This is a genomic window from Escherichia sp. KS167_9B (assembly GCF_030295215.1).
Classification (GTDB): Bacteria; Pseudomonadota; Gammaproteobacteria; order Enterobacterales; family Enterobacteriaceae; genus Escherichia; species Escherichia coli_F.
In genome coordinates this window covers 601,196-622,928 of the sequence record NZ_AP025754.1, presented here as the reverse complement: position 1 = coordinate 622,928, position 21,733 = coordinate 601,196, and the positions used below count along the sequence as shown (strand labels likewise).

1 protein-coding gene is annotated in these 21,733 nt (G+C 59.9%); it reads right to left on the bottom strand.

Annotation, left to right across the window (positions count from 1 at the left end):
• Positions 1 to 21,669, bottom strand: coding sequence for an Ig-like domain-containing protein (locus tag QUE34_RS02905; RefSeq protein WP_286338921.1), 21,669 nt, complete (start codon positions 21,667 to 21,669; stop codon positions 1 to 3).
• Positions 21,670 to 21,733 lie beyond the last annotated feature (64 nt).

The window sequence follows — 21,733 nt, the reverse complement described above, 5'->3', positions numbered from 1 at the left end:
CTACACCACCATCAACTGATGATTCGCCAGTAAAGTGGCGAGGTCGGTGTGCACGCCCGTCAGCGTGACCACGTTAGTTGTCGCAAAGCCGCCGCCCGTGCCGTCACGGTCGATCTGCACGATGGTGTCGCTGCCGCTCTGGGTAACTTTGACAAAATCACCGATGTTTCCGGCCTGGGCATCCAGCGTTGCCACACCGTTGACATAGCTGGCTTTGCCGTTTCCGGTGTAGCCGCTGCCCTGTAACAGTTCACGAATATCAATGCGATCGGTGTCGGCGGTGCCTTCCCAGGTGCCTACCGTAAAGCCATTCACCACGTCCGAACCGTTGCCCCCGGCGGCGTCACTGGCGTTAAGCAGTTTATATAGCAAGGTGTCGTGACCGCCGTTACCGATGTTGAGCGTGTCGTTGCCGCCGCGCCCTTCCAGTTGGTTATCGCCGCTGCTGCCGGTCAGAGTGTCATTAAAATTCGAGCCGGAAATCCCTTCGATATTGGTAAATGTCGAGGTATTAAAACCGGTGGCCTGTGCGGTGGTAACGCTTAAGTTAGCGGTGACGCCCACCGTTGAGAGACGGAAATCGACCACGTCCATGCCGCCGTTCGCCAGCCAGGTTCCTGTGCCGGAGCTGTACACCCAGCCGCCGGAACCGTCGTAGGTGTCGGTGCCTGCGGTGGCGAAGAAGGTGTCGTTATAGCCAGTGCCGACAAACTTGCCGTTGTTGCTCGCCGTACCCGCTTCAGCACTGAGATCGTAAGCGTGAGTAGCATCGGTGGCCTGTAAGCCACCCCAGCTGGTATTCACCGTCTGGTCGATATTGCTGGCGGTGGTGCCAGTGGATTTGATCAGCACCGCGTTGTAGGTTTCTCCAGCGTTAAGTCCGTAGAAGTTGACCAGCGCCGAGGTGTCGTTAACGCCCATCCCCGACTGCGGGTTGATGATTTGTGTCGCCACCAGCACGCCCGCCGAGTTGTACAGCTTCACGGTATTGCCGTAATAGACATTAATACCGTTGGGATCGGTGATACGCAGGTGCAACGAGGTGCCGTAGCTCACCGTGTTAGTGTTACGGATGAGGAACACGCTGCCCGACTGTTTGGTTACCAGCACATCCACCGCGCCGTCCCAGTCGTAGTCCATTGCCGCCACGCCGCTGGTGGTGCCGCTCTGGCTGCCACCGAGTGCCGATTGTGTCCAGTTACTGGCGTTGCTGACGTTAGTATAAAGATACGACTGTCCGGTCTGGGCGATACGGGCGATGTCCATTAACCCGTCATGATCCCAGTCGACGGCCAGGCTGAATTGACTGGCGTAGGTGGTTGCCGTCGCGCCGACCGCCACCGGGCTACCCAGCACGCCGTTGGTGTTGAATAACAGCGAGCCGTAGTTAGCTCTTCCCTGGCTGGCGGGCAGGAAGAGGTCCATATCGCCGTCACCATCGAAATCGGCCCATGTCATGGAAACGGATGTCGAGTTTCCCCCCGAGCCAGGACTACTGAGGAAAGTATTGACGGTGTTTTGTCCCCAGACGAAGGTGCCATTGCCCTGGCTTATCAACGATGAGAGGGTGAAGTTGTTGTTCAGGTTGAAAGTGTGCTGAACCAGATCAATTCTGCCGTCATTATTAAGATCGACACCGGAACCTTCGTTGAGTGACAAATAACCTGTCACCGCCCCACCGACCGTAGCACTCCCCCCGTTATTAGCGGTGGTGGAGTTGCCTGTCAGGGTGCCGGCGTTGTTCCACAGGAAAGTGTTGGAGTCCGGCCCCCCGGCGTCGCCAATCCAGAAATCAAGATAACCGTCGCCCTCTTTATCGAACGCCACAATCGAGCCATACCACGTCAGGGTGCCAACGTTCACCTGGATGGCGCTGGAAAACGTACCGTCGCCGTTATTAGTAAAGCCGTTGATATACCCCGTGCCGTAGTCATCACGGGTAATAAACAGATCGCCCGTACCGTTACGGTTGTAATCGGCGATGGAGCTGGTGGCATAGTTGTTGCCACTTTGCACCAGCGTCAGGGCGGTTTTCGACCAGGTGAGCGGATCGGTGGATTGCATAATTTGCTGGTTGGCCAGCACCGTCCACATCCCGTGGTTGTCGAGTCCATAAGTCAGCCCCCAGGCGGTGGATTTGCTGGTGGTGGTCCAGGTCGGTGTGTAATCTATCGCCGCGTTAACCGTTACCGTGCCAGTGCTGACGTTGGCGGTGTTGCCATTGCCCGCCGAGCTTTTCACCTGCGCGGTGACGTTATAGGCGGTCGCAGACGCCGCCAGCGCGTCGGTATCCGGCAGTTGTACATACCAGGTGTTGTGCGCCGGATCGACGACCACCGCACCGCCTGGCTGCGAAGTGTAAGTTTTGCCGTTGATCACCACTTCAACATACTGTCCGCTGGCGAGTGCCGCGGTGAGTACGCCGCTGATAATCGGCGTGGTATCGCGTGTGGTTTGATTGGTGATTTGCGCAAGCGTGGTCGGAATAGAGGTATCGACCGTCAGGACAAAATCACTGGAGGAGGTGATATTCCCGGCCAGATCCACCACTCGCGCACTGTAGGTGTACGCGCCGCTGACCAGACCACTGTCGCTGTAAGTCCAGTTCAGCGCGCCGACCATCGTTACCGCACCTAACAGCAGACCGTTACGGTAGAGGTAAACGACTTCACCGCTGGCAAGCGGCGCAGAGAGCACGCCGATGAGCAACGGCGTGGTGTCGTCGGTGGCCTGCGAATTGCTAAACGTCCCCTGCCGCTGCCCGACATCATCGGTATACGACACAATGGTCGGCGTGGCGGTGGGGTTAATCGTATCGACCACCACCGTTTTCGATACCACCGGGCCTGTATTTCCCGCCAGATCCAGCACCCGTACCTGATAAACGTAGCTGCCGTCGGTCAGCGTGCGGCTGTCAGTGTAAGTCCACTGCGTACCGTTGGTGGTGAGCGTGGTCCAGGTCGCGCCGCCATCGAGGCTAATCTGCGCCACTTCGCCGCTGGCAAGCCCCGCCCCCAGCGAACCGGTCAGCGTGAGCGTGGTATCGCTGGTGATAAAGTCGGTGGCCGAACTCCCCGTATCGGTGCTGATGCTGGCGATGGTGAGCACCTGCGCCGGGTTAACGGTGTCAATCTGCGCCGACTGGCTGCCGGTTGCGCCAACGTTGCCCGCTAAATCAACCACCCGCACCTGCCAGGTGGTGGTGCCGTTGGTCAGCGTACGCCCGTCCACATATGTCCAGTTCAGACCGTCTGCGGCAACGGTCACGTTCACCCAGGTTGCGCCGTTGTCGGTACTGATTTGCGCGAACTCATTAGCGCCGAGCGCCGCGCCCAGCACGCCGCGCACGGTAAGCGTGGTGTCGCTGGTAATAAAATCGCTGCTGCTGGCTCCGGTGTCATCGCTGATACCGGTAATAGTGATGCTTTTCGCCGCTTCCGGGCTGATGGTGTCAACCACCACGTTTTGCGTCGCGGTCTGCCCGACATTCCCCGCCAGATCCACCACCCGCACCGTGTAATTCCATGTGCCGTCGGTGAGCGTGCGACCATCGGCATAGCTCCAGCTGGTGCCGATAACGGTTAAGGTGGCCCAGGTAACGCCACCATCAAGGCTGATTTGCGCCCGTTCATCTGCCGCCAGCGCCGCGCCGAGCGTCCCGCGCACGGTCAACGTAGTGTCACGGGTCACAAAATCGCTGCTGCTTAACCCGGTGTCATCGCTGATGCCCGCAATGACGATGGTTTTGCTCGCCAGCGGCGCGGTGGTATCCACGGTGACTATCTGGCTGGCGGTCGCGCCGATATTTCCGGCGGTGTCGATCACCCGTACCTGATAGTTGTAGTTACCGTCGGTCAGCGTGCGCCCGTCAAGATAAGTCCAGGTTAATCCATTTACCGCCAGATTCTGCCAGGTGGTGCCGCCATCGATACTGATTTGCGCGAACTCACCGGCAGAAAGTGCCGAGCCCAGCGTGCCGCTTACCGCAAGCGTCGTGTCGCTGGTGACAAAATCATTAGTAATCAGACCTGTATCGGTGGTGATCGCGCTAATGGCGATGGTTTTCACCGCGGGATCTGGCGCAGTAGTGTCGATCACCACATTCTGGCTATCAGTCGCCCCGACGTTGCCCGCCGCATCAATCACCCGCACCTGATAGAGATAGTTACCATCGGTCAGCGTGCGGCTGTCGTTATAGCGCCAGGTCGTGCCAGTAACGGTAAGCGTGCTCCAGGTTACACCGCCGTCGATACTGATTTGCGCCGTCTCGTTACTGGCAAGCGCGGCGGTGAGTGAGCCGTTGACCACCACCGGGCTGACGCTGGTGATAAAGTCGCTGGCGCTAAGGCCAGTGTCGGCTTGCAGGGAATCAATATTAATGCCCATCGCCGGGGCGCTGAGATCGACGGTAATGGTGTGATTGCTGCTACCGATGTTGCCAATGGCGTTGCTCACCGAAGCGTTAATCACATAGGCATTGCCGTCCGCCAGCGCGGTGACATCGGCGCTGCCGAGGGTGTAGCTCCAGCTACCACCGGTCTGCACCGTAGTGGTGTAGGTTTTACCGTTTAAGGTCAGAGTCAGCGTCTGCCCGACTGGGGCGGTGGTGGTGCCGCTGATCACCAAAGACGCGCCGTGTTCCGCCGCGTTCACCACATCATCGCCCGCAAGGGTGTTAATGGTGACGGTGGGGACGTCGCCATTCAACGTCACGCCACGGCTGGCGCTACCGGGGTTTCCGGCCTGATCGCTGACCGTCGCGCTGATGGTGTAGCTGCCGTCGCTTAATCCGGCAAACTGCTGCGCCGGAATAAACACCGACCAGCTTCCGCCACTGCCGACCGTTGCGGTCCAGTTTTGTCCGTTAAAGGTGACGCTCACCGTCTGGCCCGCTTCGGCGGTGGTGGTGCCGCTGATGGTCTGCCCGGCAAGCTGCTCGGCGTTGTTGATAATATCGTCACCCGCCACCGTGGCGATGGTGACCGTTGGCGCAACGGTATCGACGGTCAGGGCGTGCGTGGTTTGACCGGGGTTACCGGCACGATCGTTCACGCTGGCGGTAATGGTCTGCGCACCCTGCCCGAGCGATGCCAGATCCGCCGCAGGCACGTTCAGCGCCCAAGTGCCATTGGCGGCAACCGTGGCGGTATAGGTTTTGCCGCCAAAGGTGACGGTGACCGTTTGCCCCACTTCCGCGCTGGTCGAGCCGTTAAGGGTTAACGGCTGCTGCTGTTCGGCGGCGTTGAGTCGATCGTCCGTCGAAACGGTGTTAATGCTGATAATCGGCGCGGTGAGATCCACCGCCACGCTGCGCGAGGCCGTGGCGCTGTTTCCGGCGCTGTCCTGCGCGGAGGCGCTAACCGTATAGCTGGTGCCATCCGCAAGCGCCGCAACGTCTGCCGCCGGCACGTTCACGCTCCAGCTCCCGTTGCTCTGAATGGTGGCGCTGTAGCCTTTGCCGTTAAGTAACACGGTCACCACCGTACCTGCGGCAAAGTTCGTTCCGGTGCCGCTCAGGGTCAGCGCACTGCCTGCTTCGGCGGCGTTAATAATATTATCGCCACTGATGGTGCTGACCGAGAGCGACACCACCGCCGTGTTCACCTGCACGTTGTGCGTCTGCGTGCTGCTGTTGCCTGCGCTATCGGTGATGGTGGCGCTGATGGTCACCGTGCCGTCCGCAAGGCCGGAAACCACGTTGGCTGGCACGCCAACGCTCCAGTTGCCGCTGGCATCGGTGCTGGTGACATACTGCTGCCCGGCGATGGTCACCACCAGGCGGTCACCCGCCACCGCGCCCGTGGCGGTGCCGCTGATAATCTGCGCCTGAGTATGTTCGACGTTGTTAATCACGTCATCGCCCGCCACGGTGTTAAAGCTAATCACCGGCGCGGTGGTATCGACGGTGACGCCTTTGCTGGCGCTGCCAGGGTTCCCCGCCAGATCGCTGACCGTGGCGGTCAGGGTGTAGCCGTTATTGGCAAGTGCGGTTAGGTCACTGGCAGGCAGCGTTAAGCTCCAGCTGCCGTCTGCCTGCACCGTGGTCTGGTAGTTAGTGCCATTAAGCGTGACGGTCAGCGTCTGCCCGGTTTCCGCGGTGCTGGTGCCGGAAACCGTCACGCCCGCCGCCGCTTCGCTGGCGTTGATGATGTTATCGCTGGCAATGGTGTTGATGGTCACCGTTGGCGCGGCGCTATCGACGCTGTATTCATGCGTTGTCGTGGCGCTGTTGCCGTTGACGTTAGTCACCCGCACCTGGGCGCTGGCATCGCCGTCACGCAGAGCCGCCAAATCCGCAGTCGGAACGGTGGTGCTCCAGCTACCGTTTGCCGCCACCGTGGTGGTGTAAGTTTTGCCGCCAAAAGTAAGGGTAACGGTTTGCCCCGCTTCGACGCCGGATGTGCTACCGGAGAGCGTTAGCGCCGCACCTTTTTCAGTGGCGTTAATCACATCATCGCTGGTGATGCTGTTCATGCTGATGGCGACGGTAGTGAGATCAACGCTCACCGGATGGGTAATGCTGGTTTGTGTTCCGGCACTGTTCGCCCCGCTAACGGTAATATTCAGCGTTCCCGCAGGCCAGTTACTGACATCCGCCGCCGGAACGCCGACGCTCCAGGTGCCGTTCGCCAACACCGTGGCGGCATAAGTTTGGTTATTTATCACCACGGTCAGCGCCGTACCTGCCGTAAAGCCGGAGCTGCTCCCGGTAATCACCTGTGCCTGACCGTGTTCGATGATATTGACCACATCATCGCCTGCGACGGTATCCACCCGCAGACCGGGCAGACTGGCATCGATGGTGATATCACGCATGCCGCTGCCGGTGTTGCCAACGGCGTTGGTCACCGAGGCATTAACGGTTAATTCACCGTTACCTAACGCCTGCCAGTCAGCGGCTGGTACGCTTACATTCCAGCTTAAATCAGCCTGCACAGTGGCGGTGTAAGTTTTACCACCCAGTTCAACGGTGACGGTGCTGCCAGCCACCGCCCCGGTTACCTGGCCGCTGATAGTTTGCGCGCTGCCCGCCTCTGAAGCATTGATAATATCGTCCGTCGCCACCGGATTAATGGTGACGCCCGGCAGCGCGGTAATGACCTGCACGTTATGGCTGGCGGTGCTGCTGTTACCCTGGGCATTGGTGACGCTCGCCGTCACGCTGTAGGTGGCTTCGCCCAGTGCACTGACCGCCGAGGCGGGCACGGTGACGCTCCAGTTGCCGGAGGCATCGGTGGTGGCGCTGTAGTTTTGTCCATTCAGCGTGACGGTGATCGCCGTGCCCGCAGGCTGATCGCTGGTGCCGGAAAGCGCCAGATCAGATCCTTTTTCCGTCGCGTTGATCACATCATCGCCCGCGATGGTGTTGATGTTAATCACTGGCGCGGTGAGGTTAACGGTGACGGTTCGGCTGGCGTCGTCGCTGTTGCCCGCCCGATCGCTGACGCTGGCGGTGATGGCCTGTGCGCCGCTACCGAGTGCCGCAACATCCGCCGCCGGTACGCCGACGCTCCAGTTGCCGGAGGCATCCAGCGTCGTGGTGTAGGTTTTGCCGTTGAGCACAACGCTCACCACATCACCCGCTTCCCCGCCGGTGCTGGTACCGGAGATCACCAGCGCCTGGGCGTGTTCGGCGTCGTTAATGATGTCATCGCCTGCCACGGTGTTAATGGTGAGAACCGGCGCGGTGGTGTCTACCGCCAGATTATGGCTGGTGCTGCCGGGGTTGCCCGCTTTGTCGTTGACCGTGGCGCTGACGGTGTAATTGCTTGCAGTCAGAGCGCCCAGGGCTGAAGTGGGAACGCTGACGCTCCAGCTACCGTCCGCCTGTACATTACCGGTGTAGGTTGCGCCGTTAAGGGTGACGGTGACCGTCTGCCCGGTTTCGGCGGTGCTGGTGCCGCTGATGGTGAGCGGGCTTCCCGCCTCCGTGGCGTTAAGGATGTCATCGCTGGCGATGGTGTTAATGGTGAGCGTCGGCGCGCTGGCGTCAACGCTGTACGCATGGGTCGCCGAGGCGCTGTTACCGCTCGCGCTGCTAACGCTGGCCTGCACGTTCGCCGCGCCGTCTGGCAAGGTTGCCAGATCTGCCGCCGGAACCGTTACGCTCCAGCTTCCATTGGCGGCGACGCTTGCGGTGTAGGTTTTACCGCCAAAAGTGACTGTGACGGTTTGCCCGCTTTCAATCCCGCTGGTGCTGCCGGAAAGGGTCAGGTCGGTGCCTTTTTCGGCGGCGTTAATCACGTCATCGCTGGCAACGGTGTTGATGCTGATTGCCACCGCCGTTAAATCGACGGTGAACGGATGGCTGACGCTGACCGGGTTTCCGGCGCTGCTCTGGCCTGTCACGTCAACGGTTAACGCCCCCGCAGGCCAGGCGCTGACGTTTGCCGCCGGAATGCCAACGCTCCAGCTTCCATCCGCCTGTACCGTGGTGGAATACGCCACACTGTTGATGGTAACCGTCAGCACAGCACCTGCATTCAGGCCGCTACTGCCGCCGGTGATCACCAGCGCCTGACCATGCTCGATGCTGTTGACGATATCATCGCCCGCCACGGTATCCACCCGCAGCCCTGGCAGATTGGCATCAATGGTGATATCCCGCGTGCCGCTACCCGTATTGCCATTCGCGTTGGTAACCGAGGCGGTAATGGTCAAATCACCATTGCCCAACGCCTGGAGATCGGCTGCCGGAACGCTGACGCTCCAGCTTAAGTTGCCCTGTACCGTAGCGGTGTAAGTGTTACCGCCCAGCGTCACGGTAACTGTATCGCCAGCGGCGGCGCGGGTCACCCCCCCGCTGATGGTTTGATCGGCCCCGGCTTCGGCGGCGTTGATAATATCGTCGTCCGCCACGGTATTGATGGTGACGCCTGGCAGGCCGCTGTCGACCAGTAAATTCGCCTGGCTGCTGGCGGTGTTGCCTGCCGCACTGGTGGCGCTGGCGCTGACGGTATAGTTAGCCTGACCTAAGGCCGCCAGATCGCTCACCGGCACGGTTAAGGTCCAGTTGCCTGCTGCGTCGGTGGTAGCGCTGTAGTTATGACCGTTGAGCGTGACGGTAACCTGTGCGCCGGTCGCCAGCCCCGTACTGCTACCGCTGATGGTCAACGGCTGGCCTTTTTCATCGGCGTTCAGAACGTTATCGCTGCTGATGGCGTTAAAGGTAATGGTCGGCAGCCCGGTATTGACCGTCACCTGATGGCTGGCGTTGCCGCTGTTTCCGGCGGCGTCAGTGACGCTGGCGTTAATGGTCACCGTGCCGTTTGCCAGTGCCGAAACAACGCTTGCCGGGACGCCGACGCTCCAGTTGCCGCTGGCATCCAGCACCGTGGTGAAGGTATTTGTGCCGATAGTCACCGTCACGGTGTTACCGGTTGCCGCACCAGTGGCAGAGCCGCTGATAATCTGCGCCTGGGCGTGTTCCGTCGCGTTGATCACATCATCACCCGCGACAGTGTTGATGGTGACGACCGGAACGGAAGTATCCACCGTCAGGTTGTGGTTAACCGAGGTCGGGTTTCCGGCCTTGTCGCTCACCGCCGCGCTGACGGTGTAGTTGCTGGCGGTCAGAGCGCTTAAGTCGGCTGGCGGTACGCTGATACTCCAGCTGCCGTCCGTTTGTACCGTGCCAGTATAGTTTGCGCCATTGAGCGTGACGGTCACCGTCTGCCCGGCTTCCGCCGTGCTGCTGCCGGTGATGGTCAGCGCCGCACCCGCTTCGGCGGCGTTAAGAATATCGTCGCCCGCAATGGTGTTAATGGTCACCGTTGGCGCGGTGGCATCGACGCTGTAAGCGTGGGTAGTGGTGGCACTGTTGCCGTTAACGTTGCTGACGCTGGCCTGCGCGCTGGCATCACCATCACGCAGGGCTGCCATATCCGCCGCCGGAACCGTGGTGCTCCAGGAACCATTCGCCGCGACACTTGCAGTATAGGTTTTACCGCCAAAGGTCACGGTGACCGTTTGCCCGGCCTCCACGCCAGAGGTGCTGCCGGAGAGCGTTAATGCCGCGCCTTTTTCAGCGGCGTTAATCACATCATCGGTGGTAATGGCGTTGATGCTGACCGCCACCGCCGAGAGATCGACAGTCACTGGATGCGTAACGCTGACCGAGTTTCCGGCGGTAGTGCTGCCGCTCGCCGTAATCGTCACCGCCCCCGCAGGCCAGGCGCTGACATCCACCGCCGGAACGCCGACGCTCCAGGTGCCATCCGCCAGCACTGCCGCAACATAGGTTTGCCCGTTAATGGTCAGCGTGACATTGCTACCCACCGCCAGCCCAGAGCTGCTGCCGGTAATCACCAGCGCCTGACCGTGCTCGATAATGTTGACCACATCATCGCCCGCCACGGTATCGACCCGCAGACCGGGGAGATTCGCGTCTATGGTGATTTCGCGCGTGCCGTTACCGGTATTGCCTACGCTGTTCGTTACCGAAGCCGAAATGCTCAGCTCTCCGTTGCCCAACGCCTGTAACGCCGAAGTCGGAACATCGACACTCCAGCTTAAGTCTGCCTGTACCGTAGCGGTGTAAGTCGCCCCACCGAGCGTCACGGTCACCGTGTCGCCCGCCGCGGCCCTCGTGACCTGCCCGCTGATAGTTTGAGTTGCCCCCGCTTCGGCGGCGTTAATAATATCGTCCGTTGCCACAACGTTAATGGTGACGCCCGGTAGCGCGGTATTAACCTGCACGTTATGGCTGGCGGAACCGCTATTGCCATCAACATCGGTTGCGGCGGCAGTCACCGTATAAGTCGCTTCACCGAGCGTACCAACCGCAGACGCCGGAACAGTCACGCTCCAGTTCCCGGAAGCATCGGCAGTGGTGGTGTAATTTTGCCCGTTGAGCGTAACAGTTACCTGCGTGCCCGCAGGCTGGTTGCTGGTGCCGGAAATCGACAGATCCGCGCCTTTCTCCGTGGCGTTGATGATGTCATCGACGGCGATGGTGTTAATGGCGAGTATCGGTGCACCGAGCGCCACGCTGACAGTGTGCGAGGCCGTGCCGCTGTTGCCTGCGGAGTCGGTAACCGTGGCGGTAATGGTCACATCGCCCTGGGCCAGCGCGGAAATCACGCTGGCAGGCACGCCGATGCTCCAGTTGCCGTTGGCGTCCAGCACGGTGGTGTAGGTGGTCGTGCCAATCGTCACGGAAACCGTGTTACCCGTCGTCGCGCCCGTTGCCGAGCCGCTGATAATCTGCGCCTGAGCATATTCCGTGGCGTTAATGATGTCATCGCCTGCTACCGTGTTAATGGTGACGACCGGAGCGGCAAGATCCACCGTCAGGTTATGCGTCGCCGAGGTTGGGTTGCCCGCTTTGTCGCTGACCGCCGCGCTCACCGTATAGGGGCTGGCGGTAAGGTCGGCTAAATCGCCAGTTGGTACGCTGACGCTCCAGCTCCCGTCTGCCTGCACGTTGCCGCTGTAATTGATGCCGTTTAGCGTCACGGTCACTGTCTGCCCGGCTTCTGCGGTGCTGGTGCCGCTGATGGTCAGCGCCGATCCCGCTTCGGCGGCATTAAGAATATCGTCGCTGGCGATGGTGTTGATAGTAACGGAGGGCGCGGTGGCATCGACGCTATAAACATGCGTTGCCTGGGCGTTGTTACCCGCGACGTTGCTGACGCTGGCCTGGATGTTTGCTGCGCCATCCGGCAAGGTTGCGAGATCGGCTGCTGGGATCGTCAGCCCCCAGGTATTATCCGCGGCAACCGTGGTGGTGTAGCTTTTGCCACCGAAAATAACGGTAATGGTCTGCCCCGCTTCCACGCCGGAGGTGGTGCCAGAAAGCTGCAAATCAGTGCCTTTTTCGGCGGCGTTTATCACATCGTCAGTGGAGAGTGTATTGATGGTAATCGCCACGGCAGCGAGATTGACCGTGACCGGATGGCTAATGCTGGTTGTGGTTCCGGCGGTATTAGTGCCAGAGACGGCAATATTGACCGTCCCCGTAGGCCAGTTAGCCACGTCCGCTGCCGGAACGCCGACGCTCCAGGTGCCATCGGCGAGTACCGTTGCGCCGTAGGTGACGCTATTGATAACCACCGTCAACGCCGCGCCCGCCGCCAGTCCGGTACTACTGCCGGTGACCACCAGTGCCTGAGTGTACTCAATGCTGTTAATCACATCATCGCCTGCCACGGTATCAACCCGCAGACCTGGCAAGTTGGCATCTATCACGATGTCGTGCGTTGCGGTGCCGGTATTATTTGCGGAATTGGTCACCGAGGCGCTGATGGTCAGTTCACCGTTACCCAGCGCCTGCAAATCTGCCGCAGGCACGCTGACGCTCCAGCTTAAATCTGGCTGCACGGTGGCAATGTATTGATTACCGCCGAGCGTGACAGTGACCGAATCTCCTGCTGCTGCCGTCCCCGTAACCTGTCCGCTGAGGGTCTGGTTAACGGCGATTTCAGCGGCGTTGATAATGTCATCGCCCGCCACGGTATTAATAATCACCCCAGGCAGGAGCGATTCGACATTCACCGTATGGGTGGTGCTGCCGTTGTTGCCCGCGCTGTCGGTGGCACTGGCGCTAATCTGGTATACCGCCTCGCCCAGTGCGCCGACCGCCGAAGCAGGCACGGTAACGCTCCAGTTGCCGGAGCCGTCGGTGGTGGCGCTGTACGCCAGGCCGTTCAACATCACGGTGACCGTAGTGCCTGCCGCCAGGCCGCTGGAGACGCCGCTGATGATCAGATCCTGGGTTTTCTCGGTATTGTTAATGATGTCATCGCCGGAGACGGTGTTGATGGTCAGCGTCGGGCCGCTGAGATCAACGGTCACATCGTGAGTCGTGCTGTCGCTGTTGCCCGCGCGATCGCTCAGGCTGGCGGTGATGGTCTGGCTACCGGTTGCCAGTGCCGTGACATCCGCCGCCGGAATACCCACACTCCAGTTACCGGAGGCGTCCAGCGTTGTGGTGTAGTTTTTACCGTTCAGATTAACCGTGACCACATCGCCCGCCGCCGCGCCCGTACTGGTGCCGCTCACCACCAGCGCCTGACCATGTTCGATGGCGTTGATAATGTCATCGCCCGCGACGGTATTAATGGTGAGATCCGGCGCGGTAACGTCCACCGCCAGTGCATGATCCGCGCTTGCCGGGTTGCCCGCTTTGTCGCTCACCGTGGCGGTCACGGTATAACTGCTGGCGGTTAATCCGCTTAAATCTGTCGCCGGAACGTTCACACTCCAGGTGCCATCGGCCTGGACGGTAGTCTGGTACGTGTTGTTATTGAGCGTGACAGTCAGCGTCTGCCCGGCCTGCGCCGTGGTGGTGCCGCTGATAGTTATCCCCGCGCCCGCTTCACTCACGTTGAGAATATCGTCGCTGGCGATGGTGTTGATGGTCACAAGCGGCGCGGTGGCATCGACGCTGTACGCGCGATCGGCCTGGGCGCTGTTGCCGTTAATGTTGCTGACACTCGCCTGCACGTTGCCCGCGCCGTCCGGCAACGCAGCGAGATCGGCAGGCGGCACATTCACCGTCCAGCTACCGTTGGCTTCCACAGTGGTGGTGTAATTTTTGCCGCCAAAGGTGACGGTCACCGTCTGCCCGGCTTCTACACCGCTGGTACTGCCGCTCACCACCAGCGTTTCGCCTTTTTCGACGGCATTGATCACATCATCGCCGGAGAGAGTGTTAATGGTTATGGCGACCGCCGCCAGATCGACGGTAACCGGATGGGTAATGGTGGAGGTTGTTCCGGCGCTGTTGGTGCCGCTTACCGTGATATCCACCGTACCCGCAGGCCAGTTGCTGACGTCTGCCGCCGGAACGCCGAGGTTCCATGTACCGTCAGCTAACACCGTGGCAGCGTAAGTGACGTTGTTAATCACGACCGTTAATGCCGTTCCTGCCGTCAGCCCGGTGCTGCTACCTGTTATCACCAGCGCCTGATTGTGCTCAATGCTGTTAATAACATCATCGCCCGCTACGGTATCGACCCGCAAACCAGGCAGATTGGCATCGATCGTAATATCGCGCGAGCCGCTGCCGCTGTTGCCCACGACGTTGGTGACCGAGGCGTTAACTGTCAGGTCGCCGTTACCAAGCGCCTGAATATCCGCCGCCGGAACGCTGACACTCCAGCTTAAATTAGCCTGCACCGTAGCGGTGTAGGTGTTGCCGCCCAGCGTGACGGTGACCGTATCGCCCGCCGCCGCGCCCGTCACCTGCCCGCTGATGGTTTGCACACTGCCCGCTTCGGCGGCATTAATAATGTCATCGGTTGCCACTGCGTTAATGGTAACGCCAGGTAAGGCGCTGTTGACCAGCACATTATGGCTGACGGAATTACTGTTGCCTGCCGTGTCGGTAACGCTCGCCGTTACCGTGTAGTTGGCTTCACCCAACGCGCTAGCTGCCGAGGCTGGCACCGTGGCGCTCCAGTTGCCACTGCTATCGGTGGTAGCGGTGTAATTTTGTCCGTTCAGCGTCACTGTAATGGTGGTGCCTGCGGGCTGATTACTGGTGCCAGTAATTTGCAGATCCGCGCCTTTTTCTGTGGCGTTAATCACATCATCGGTGGCGATAGTATTGATACCTATCGTTGGCGAGGTGAGATTCACGGTGACCGTGCGGCTGGCATCATCGCTGTTGCCTGCCGCATCGGTAATGGCCGCAGTGATGGTTTGCGGGCCGCTGCCCAGCGCAGTGACGTCTGCTGCCGGAACGCCGACGCTCCAGTTGCCGGAGGCGTCCAGCGTGGTGGTATAAGTTTTACTGTTTAACGTGATGGTGATGACATCGCCCGCTTCGCCGCCAGTGCTGGAACCGGAGATCACCAGCGCCTGTCCGTGTTCGGCGGCGTTAATGATGTCATCGCCGGAGACGGTGTTAATGGTTAAAACTGGCACGGTGAGATCCACCGCCAGGCCGTGAGTGGCGGTCGCCGGGTTACCCGCTTTGTCGCTTACCGAGGCGCTGACCGTGTACGGGCTGGCGGTCAGATTGCTGAGATCCGCCGTCGGCACGCTGACGCTCCAGCTACCGCCCGCCTGAACGGTGCCGATGTAAGCCACACCATTAAGCGTGACGGTTACCGTTTGCCCCGCTTCGGCGGTGCTGGTGCCGCTGATGGTTAACGGATTGCCCGCCTCAGCGGCGTTAAGAATATCGTCTGTGGCAATAGTGTTAATGGCAAGCGTCGGTGCCGTGGCGTCGACGCTGTAGGCGTGGGTTGCCGAAGCCGTGTTGCCGTTAATATTGCTGACACTGGCCTGTACCGTGGCGTCGCCGTCACGTAACGCGCTGAGATCGGCGGTGGGTAGAGTAGTTGTCCAGCTACCATCGCCCGCTACGGTAGCAATATAGGTTTTGCCGCCAAAGGTGACGGTGACGGTTTGCCCCGCTTCCACGCCGGAAGTGCTGCCGGAAAGGGTTAACTCTGCCCCTTTTTCAGCGGCATTAATCACATCGTCGCCGGAAACGGTGTTAATGGAGATCGCCACCGCCGCCAGATCGACGGTGACCGGATGGGTGATGGTGGAGGTTGTTCCGGCAGTGTTAGTGCCGCTTACCGTGATATCCACCGTCCCCGCAGGCCAGTTGCCCACGTCTGCCGCCGGAACGCCAACGCTCCATGTGCCATCGGCTAATACTGTCGCAGCGTAAGTGACCGTGTTAATCACCACTGTCAGCGCCGCGCCCGCCGCCAGCCCGCTGCTGCTACCGGTTATCACCAGTGCCTGAGCGTGCTCGATGCTGTTGACCACATCATCGCCCGCCACGGTATCGACGCGCAGACCCGGCAGGTTGGCGTCTATCACAATATCGCGCGAACCGCTGCCAGTATTACCCACGCCGTTGGTTACCGAGGCATTAACTGTCAGTTCGCCATTACCGATAGCCTGAATATCCGCCGCCGGAACGTCCACGCTCCAGCTAAAATTGCCCTGCACGGTAGCGGTGTAGGTTTTCCCGCCAATCGCCACGGTAACCGTATCGCCCGCCGCCGCACCCGTCACCTGGCCGCTGATGGTCTGCGCCACGCCCGATTCCGCCGCGTTAATAATATCGTCGGTCGCCACCGGATTAATGGTGACACCCGGCAGCGCGGTATTCACCTGCACGTTATGGCTGGCGGAATTGCTGTTGCCCGCGCTGTCGGTGACGTTCGCCGTCACCGTGTAACTGGCTTCGCCCAGCGCACCGACGGCAGAGGCTGGCACCGTGGTGCTCCAGTTGCCTGCGGCGTCCGTCGTGGCGGAGTAATTTTGCCCGTTAAGCGTCACCGTAATTGTGGTGCCTGTTGGCTGATTACTGGTGCCGGAAATTTGCAGATCCGCGCCTTTTTCCGTGGCATTAATCACGTCATCGCTGGCAATGGGGTTGATGCCAATGGTCGGCGCGGTAAGGTTAACGGTGACCGTGTGCGTCTCGTTGTCGCTGTTGCCAGCCACATCGGTAACGGTCGCCGTCACGGTTTGCGGGCCGCTGCCCAGCGCAGAGACATCCGCAGCCGGAACGCCGACGCTCCAGTTTCCGGAGGCGTCCAGCGTGGTAGTGTAGGTTTTATTGTTTAGCGTGACGCTGACGATATCGCCCGCCTCCCCGCCAGTGCTGGAACCGGAAATCACCAGCGCCTGCCCGTGTTCGGCGGCGTTAATAATATCATCGCCCGCAATGGTGTTAATGGTCAGTACCGGAACGGTGAGATCCACCGCCAGATTATGCGTGGTGCTCGCCGGGTTGCCCGCTTTGTCATTGACCGTCGCCGTCAGGGTATGGCTGCCATCGGTCAATGCCTCAAGATCTGCCGCCGGAATAGTAATACTCCAGCTGCCGTCCGCCTGCACTGTTGCCTGATAGGTCTGCACGGTCGGGCTGTTAAGCGTTACCGTAACAATCTGCCCCGCTTCAGCGGTGGTGCTGCCGCTCACCGTCACGCCCGCATCGGCTTCGCTGGCGTTGACGATATTGTCGCTGGCGACGGTATTGATAATGATGGTTGGCGCGCTGCTATCGACGCTGTAGTTATGCACCGCCGAGGCGCTATTGCCATTGATATTGCTGACGCTGGCCTGCGCGGAGGCGCTGCCCTCAGGTAATGCTGCCAGATCGGCGGCAGGAACGGTGGCAGTCCAGCTACCATCGCTCGCCACGCTGGCGGTGTAATTTTTCCCGCCAAAGTTGACGGTGACGGTTTGTCCTGGCTCTACATTAGTGGTGGTGCCGGAAAGAGTTAAATCAGCGCCTTTTTCTGCGGCGTTAATCACGTCGTCCGTGGCGATGGTGTTGATTGTGATCGCCGCCGGAGTGAGATCCACCGTTACCGGATGCGTAATGCTCACCGGATTTCCGGCGCTACTTTCCCCGGATACAGCAATAGACACTGTTCCCGCAGGCCAGGCGCTAACCTGCGCCGCCGTGACGCCCACGCTCCAGCTACCATCGACCTGCACCGCAGTGGTGTATTCCACATTATTAATCGTAACTGTAAGCGGGGTGCCTTCTGCCAGCCCCGAGCTGCTGCCGGTGACCACCAGCGCCTGCCCGTGTTCGATGATATTGACCACATCATCGCCCGCTACCGTATCGACCCGCAGACCGGGCAGATTGGCGTCGATGGTGATATCCCGCGTGCCGCTGCCGGTGTTGCCGTTTTGATTGGTGACCGAGGCGCTCACCGTTAAATCACCATTACCCAGCGCCTGAATATCCGCCGCCGGAACGCTCACGCTCCAGCTTAAACCGGCCTGCACGGTGGTGCTGTAAGTATTACCGCCCAGCGTAACGGTTACCGTGTCGCCAACGGCGGCTCCAGTCACCTGCCCGCTGATGGTTTGCGCAGCCCCCGCTTCGGCGGCGTTAATAATATCGTCGGTTGCCACCGGGTTAATAGTCACGCCGGGCAGCGCGCTGTCGACCAGCACGTTATGGCTGGCGGTGGCGCTGTTGCCGATATCGCTGGTCACCGCCGCCGTTACCGTATAGTTGGCCTGGCCCAGTGCGGTTACCGCCGATGCCGGAACGGTGACGCTCCAGTTACCGGAGGCGTCGGTCGTGGTGGTGTAATTTTGCCCGTTCAGCGTCACTGTGATGGCGGTATTAACAGGCTGATCGCTGGTGCCGGTAATTTGAACATCGGCCCCTTTTTCGCTGGCGTTAATCACATCATCGCCCGCAATGGTGTTAATGCCAATCACCGGCGCGGCGGTATCAACCGTGACGGTCAGTGACTGGCTACCCGTATTTCCGGCGCGATCAGTCACTGAAACGTTGATCGGATAACTGCCGTCCACCAGTCCGCTGACAACGGAGGCCGGAACGCCCAGACTCCAGTTGCCGGAAGCATCCACCACCGTGGTGTAATCCACATCATTCAGCGTAACGGTGACAATATCGCCCGCCTGCGCGCCGGTGACCGTGCCGCTGATGATTTGCGCCTGGGTATGTTCCGGCGTGTTAATGACGTTATCGGTTGCCACCGGATTAATGGTCACCACCGGCGGCGTGGCATCGACCAGCGCCACCCGTGAGACGCTGGTCGGATTACCCGCGACATCGTTCACGCTCGCGGTCACCGTGGCGTTGCCGTCAGCCAGTGCGCCAACGTTGGCGGCGGGAACGGTCACGCTCCAGGAGCCAACTGACTGCACGACGCCCTGATAGGTCTGCCCATTAAGCGTGACGGTCACCGTCTGCCCCGGCTGAGCGTCGGTGGTGCCAGTGATTTGCAGATCCTGACCACTTTCGGCGGCGTTAATGATGTTATCAGCCGTCAGCGAGTCGATGCTTAAAGCCGGAGCCAGGCTGTCGACGGTAATGGTGCGGGAGGTGTCGCCTGTGTTACCGCTGATATTAGTAACGGTCGCAGTGATTTCCGTCGCACCGTCTGCCTGGCTACTCACCGCGCTGGCGGGAACGGTCAGGCTCCAGCCGCCACCTGCCTGAACGGTAGTGGTAAAGGTCTGCCCGGCGAATTTCACTACTACGGTTTGCCCGGTTTCCACCAGCTGCGTGGTACCGGTCAGCGTCAATGGCGCGCCTTTTTCTGCGGCATTGATAATGTCATCGCCGGAGACGGTATTGATGGTAATAAGCACCGCGCCCGGATTAACCTCCACGTTGCGATCGATAGTAACCGGGTTCCCGGCGGGGTCCGTTGCGCTGGCATTAACCACTATCGTACCCGGCGTCAGTGCCTGTAGATCTGCCGCAGGCACGCCTACCTGCCAGTTGCCGTTGCTGTCGGTCACCCCCTGGTAGGTGTTGCCGCCGAGCAAAACAGTGACCACTCTTCCGGCGGACAAATTAGTACTGCTACCGGTGATAATCAGGTTTTGCTGCTGCTCAACGGCATTGATCACATCATCGCCCGCGATGGTGTCAATGCGCAGCCCCGGCAGCCCGGCGCTGATGGTGATATCAAGCGAACTGCTACCCGTATTGCCATGTACGGTAGTAACCGAAGCATTAATGGTTAACGCACCATCGCCCAGCGCCTGTAAATCTGCCGCCGGAACGTTCACGCTCCAGGTGAGATTGCTGCCCACCGTCGCCGTGTAAGTATTGCCGCCCAGTTCAATAGTGACCGTATCGCCCTGCGCGGCGCCCACGACGACGCCACTCAGGGTTTGATCTGCTCCCGCTTCGGCGTTGTTGACAATGTTGTCGCCCGCAAAGGTGTTGATGATCACCTGCGGCAGCACCGTATCGACCAGCAAATTGCTCTGCGCGGTGCCAGTGTTGCCGGTCACATCGGTGGCGCTGGCAGTGACGGTGTAATTGGTGTTCGCAAGATTAACAACATCACTCACCGGAACGCTCAGCGACCAGACGCCGCCGCTGACCTGAGCGCTATACGTGACATTATTCAACGTCACGCTAACTGTACCGCCATCGGGCAAATTGCTGGTGCCGCTTAACGTTAGCGGCTGCTGAGACTCCAACGCATTCAGTACGTTATCTCCGCTGATAGCATCTATCGCGACTTGCGGCGCGACGCCCGCCAGGGTGATGTTATGAGTCGCTGTACCGGTATTTCCGGCGGCATCGGTCACCGTGACGATAATATCGTTAGGGCCACGCGCTAGAGTGCGAGTTACCGCCGGATCAAGCGCCACATTCCAGCTACCGTCTGCCTGCACCACGCCGGACAGAACTGTGGCGCCTAACTTGACGGTGACCGTGTCGCCAGGGGAAGCCCCACTGACCCGCCCGGAAATAATCTGCGCCACAATCTGTTCGGCGGTATTAAGAATATCGTCACCCGCAACGGTGTTAACGCTGACCACTGGCGCACCGGTGTCTACTGTGAAATTTACGCTGTTGCTGGTGGTGTTTCCTGCCCGGTCGCTGACGCTGGCATTTATGGCGTAGTCGCCATCTGCCAGCGCCTGCACTTCTGCGGCAGGCAGCGTCACTTGCCAGGTTCCGTCACTACCGACAGTTGCTGTGTGGCTTTTCCCGTTAACGGTCAGTGTTACGGTTTGCCCGGCTTCTGCGTTCGAAGTGCCGCTCACTACCAGCGAGGCATTATGTTCTGAGGCGCTGACAATGTTGTCCTGAGCGATGGTGTTGATTGCAAGTGTTGGCGGCTGGGTATCGACCGTTAGCAGCTGCGCTCCGGTGACCGTATTGCCCGTGGCATCTTTCCCACTGACCAGCACCGCCTGATTGCCTTCGCCTAATGTCTGGGCGTCGGCGGTCGGCACCTGCACGCTCCACGCGCCGTTAGCGCCTACGCTGGTGGTGTAAGTTTTGCCGTTTAGCGTGACGGTGAGTTCCGTTCCCTGTGCCAGATGGCTACTGGTGCCAGAAAGGGTAAACCCGGCGGCCTGTTCGCTGGCGTTAATGATGTTATCGCCTGCGGTGGTGGCGAGCTGTACGGCGGCCTGACTATTGTCGATGGTTAACGTTATCGACCCGGCGTTGGTAATGGTGCTGCCGACGATTTGCACCACTGACCAGGTATGTTCGCCCGCGCTTTGTGTGGGCAAATCGACGCTCCAGCGTCCATCGCTACCGACCTGGGTACTGGCGATGGTGTCACCATTGCTGTCTTTAATCTGGATGGTCGCCCCCGCCTGTCCGCTGCCGCTAAAGGTTGGCGTAGTGTCATCGGTGATATCGTTGGCGGAAAGAATACCGCGTTGATCGCCCTGATTATCGGTTACCAAAAACGATGGAGTGGCATTGCCGGGTTCGGCTGGCGGAGGGTTGTTAACCACTTCAGTTTTTGAGTCATCATCACCACCGCTTGCCAGTAAAGCGCCAAGCGCGCCACCACCTACCGCGGCACCCGCTAACCATCCCCACGGGAAGGCACTGGTCTGAGCGACGGTATCAAGATACGGCGCAATGCTTTCAATTGCGGTAGTCTGAGCGGTCAGCTCCACGGGCGCTAATCCACCCGCCGCGGTATCGGCAAAGGTGACATGAGTCAGCTGTTGCCCATCGGCAAACACCAGTTCGGATTGCTCGCTGGTATTTGCCGCTTGCAGGAAATAACCATTACAGCGGATCACCGTGCCGTCCTGCATATAAATCAGCAGATCGTTTCCATCGCGCACATAACGCGCAACGGCAGAGGCCTGAGCATGAACCTGCACCACGGAGGGCTCATAAATGACAACCGTAACGTCGCCAGGATTAATCAGCGTTTGTTTGACGGATGTTTTTCGCGAAATAACATCAATAATCAGGCTCATAATGGCATTCCTGATAAATGGCGCATATCCTTAGCGAGTCCATTTATCTAAATAAGACAAAGGT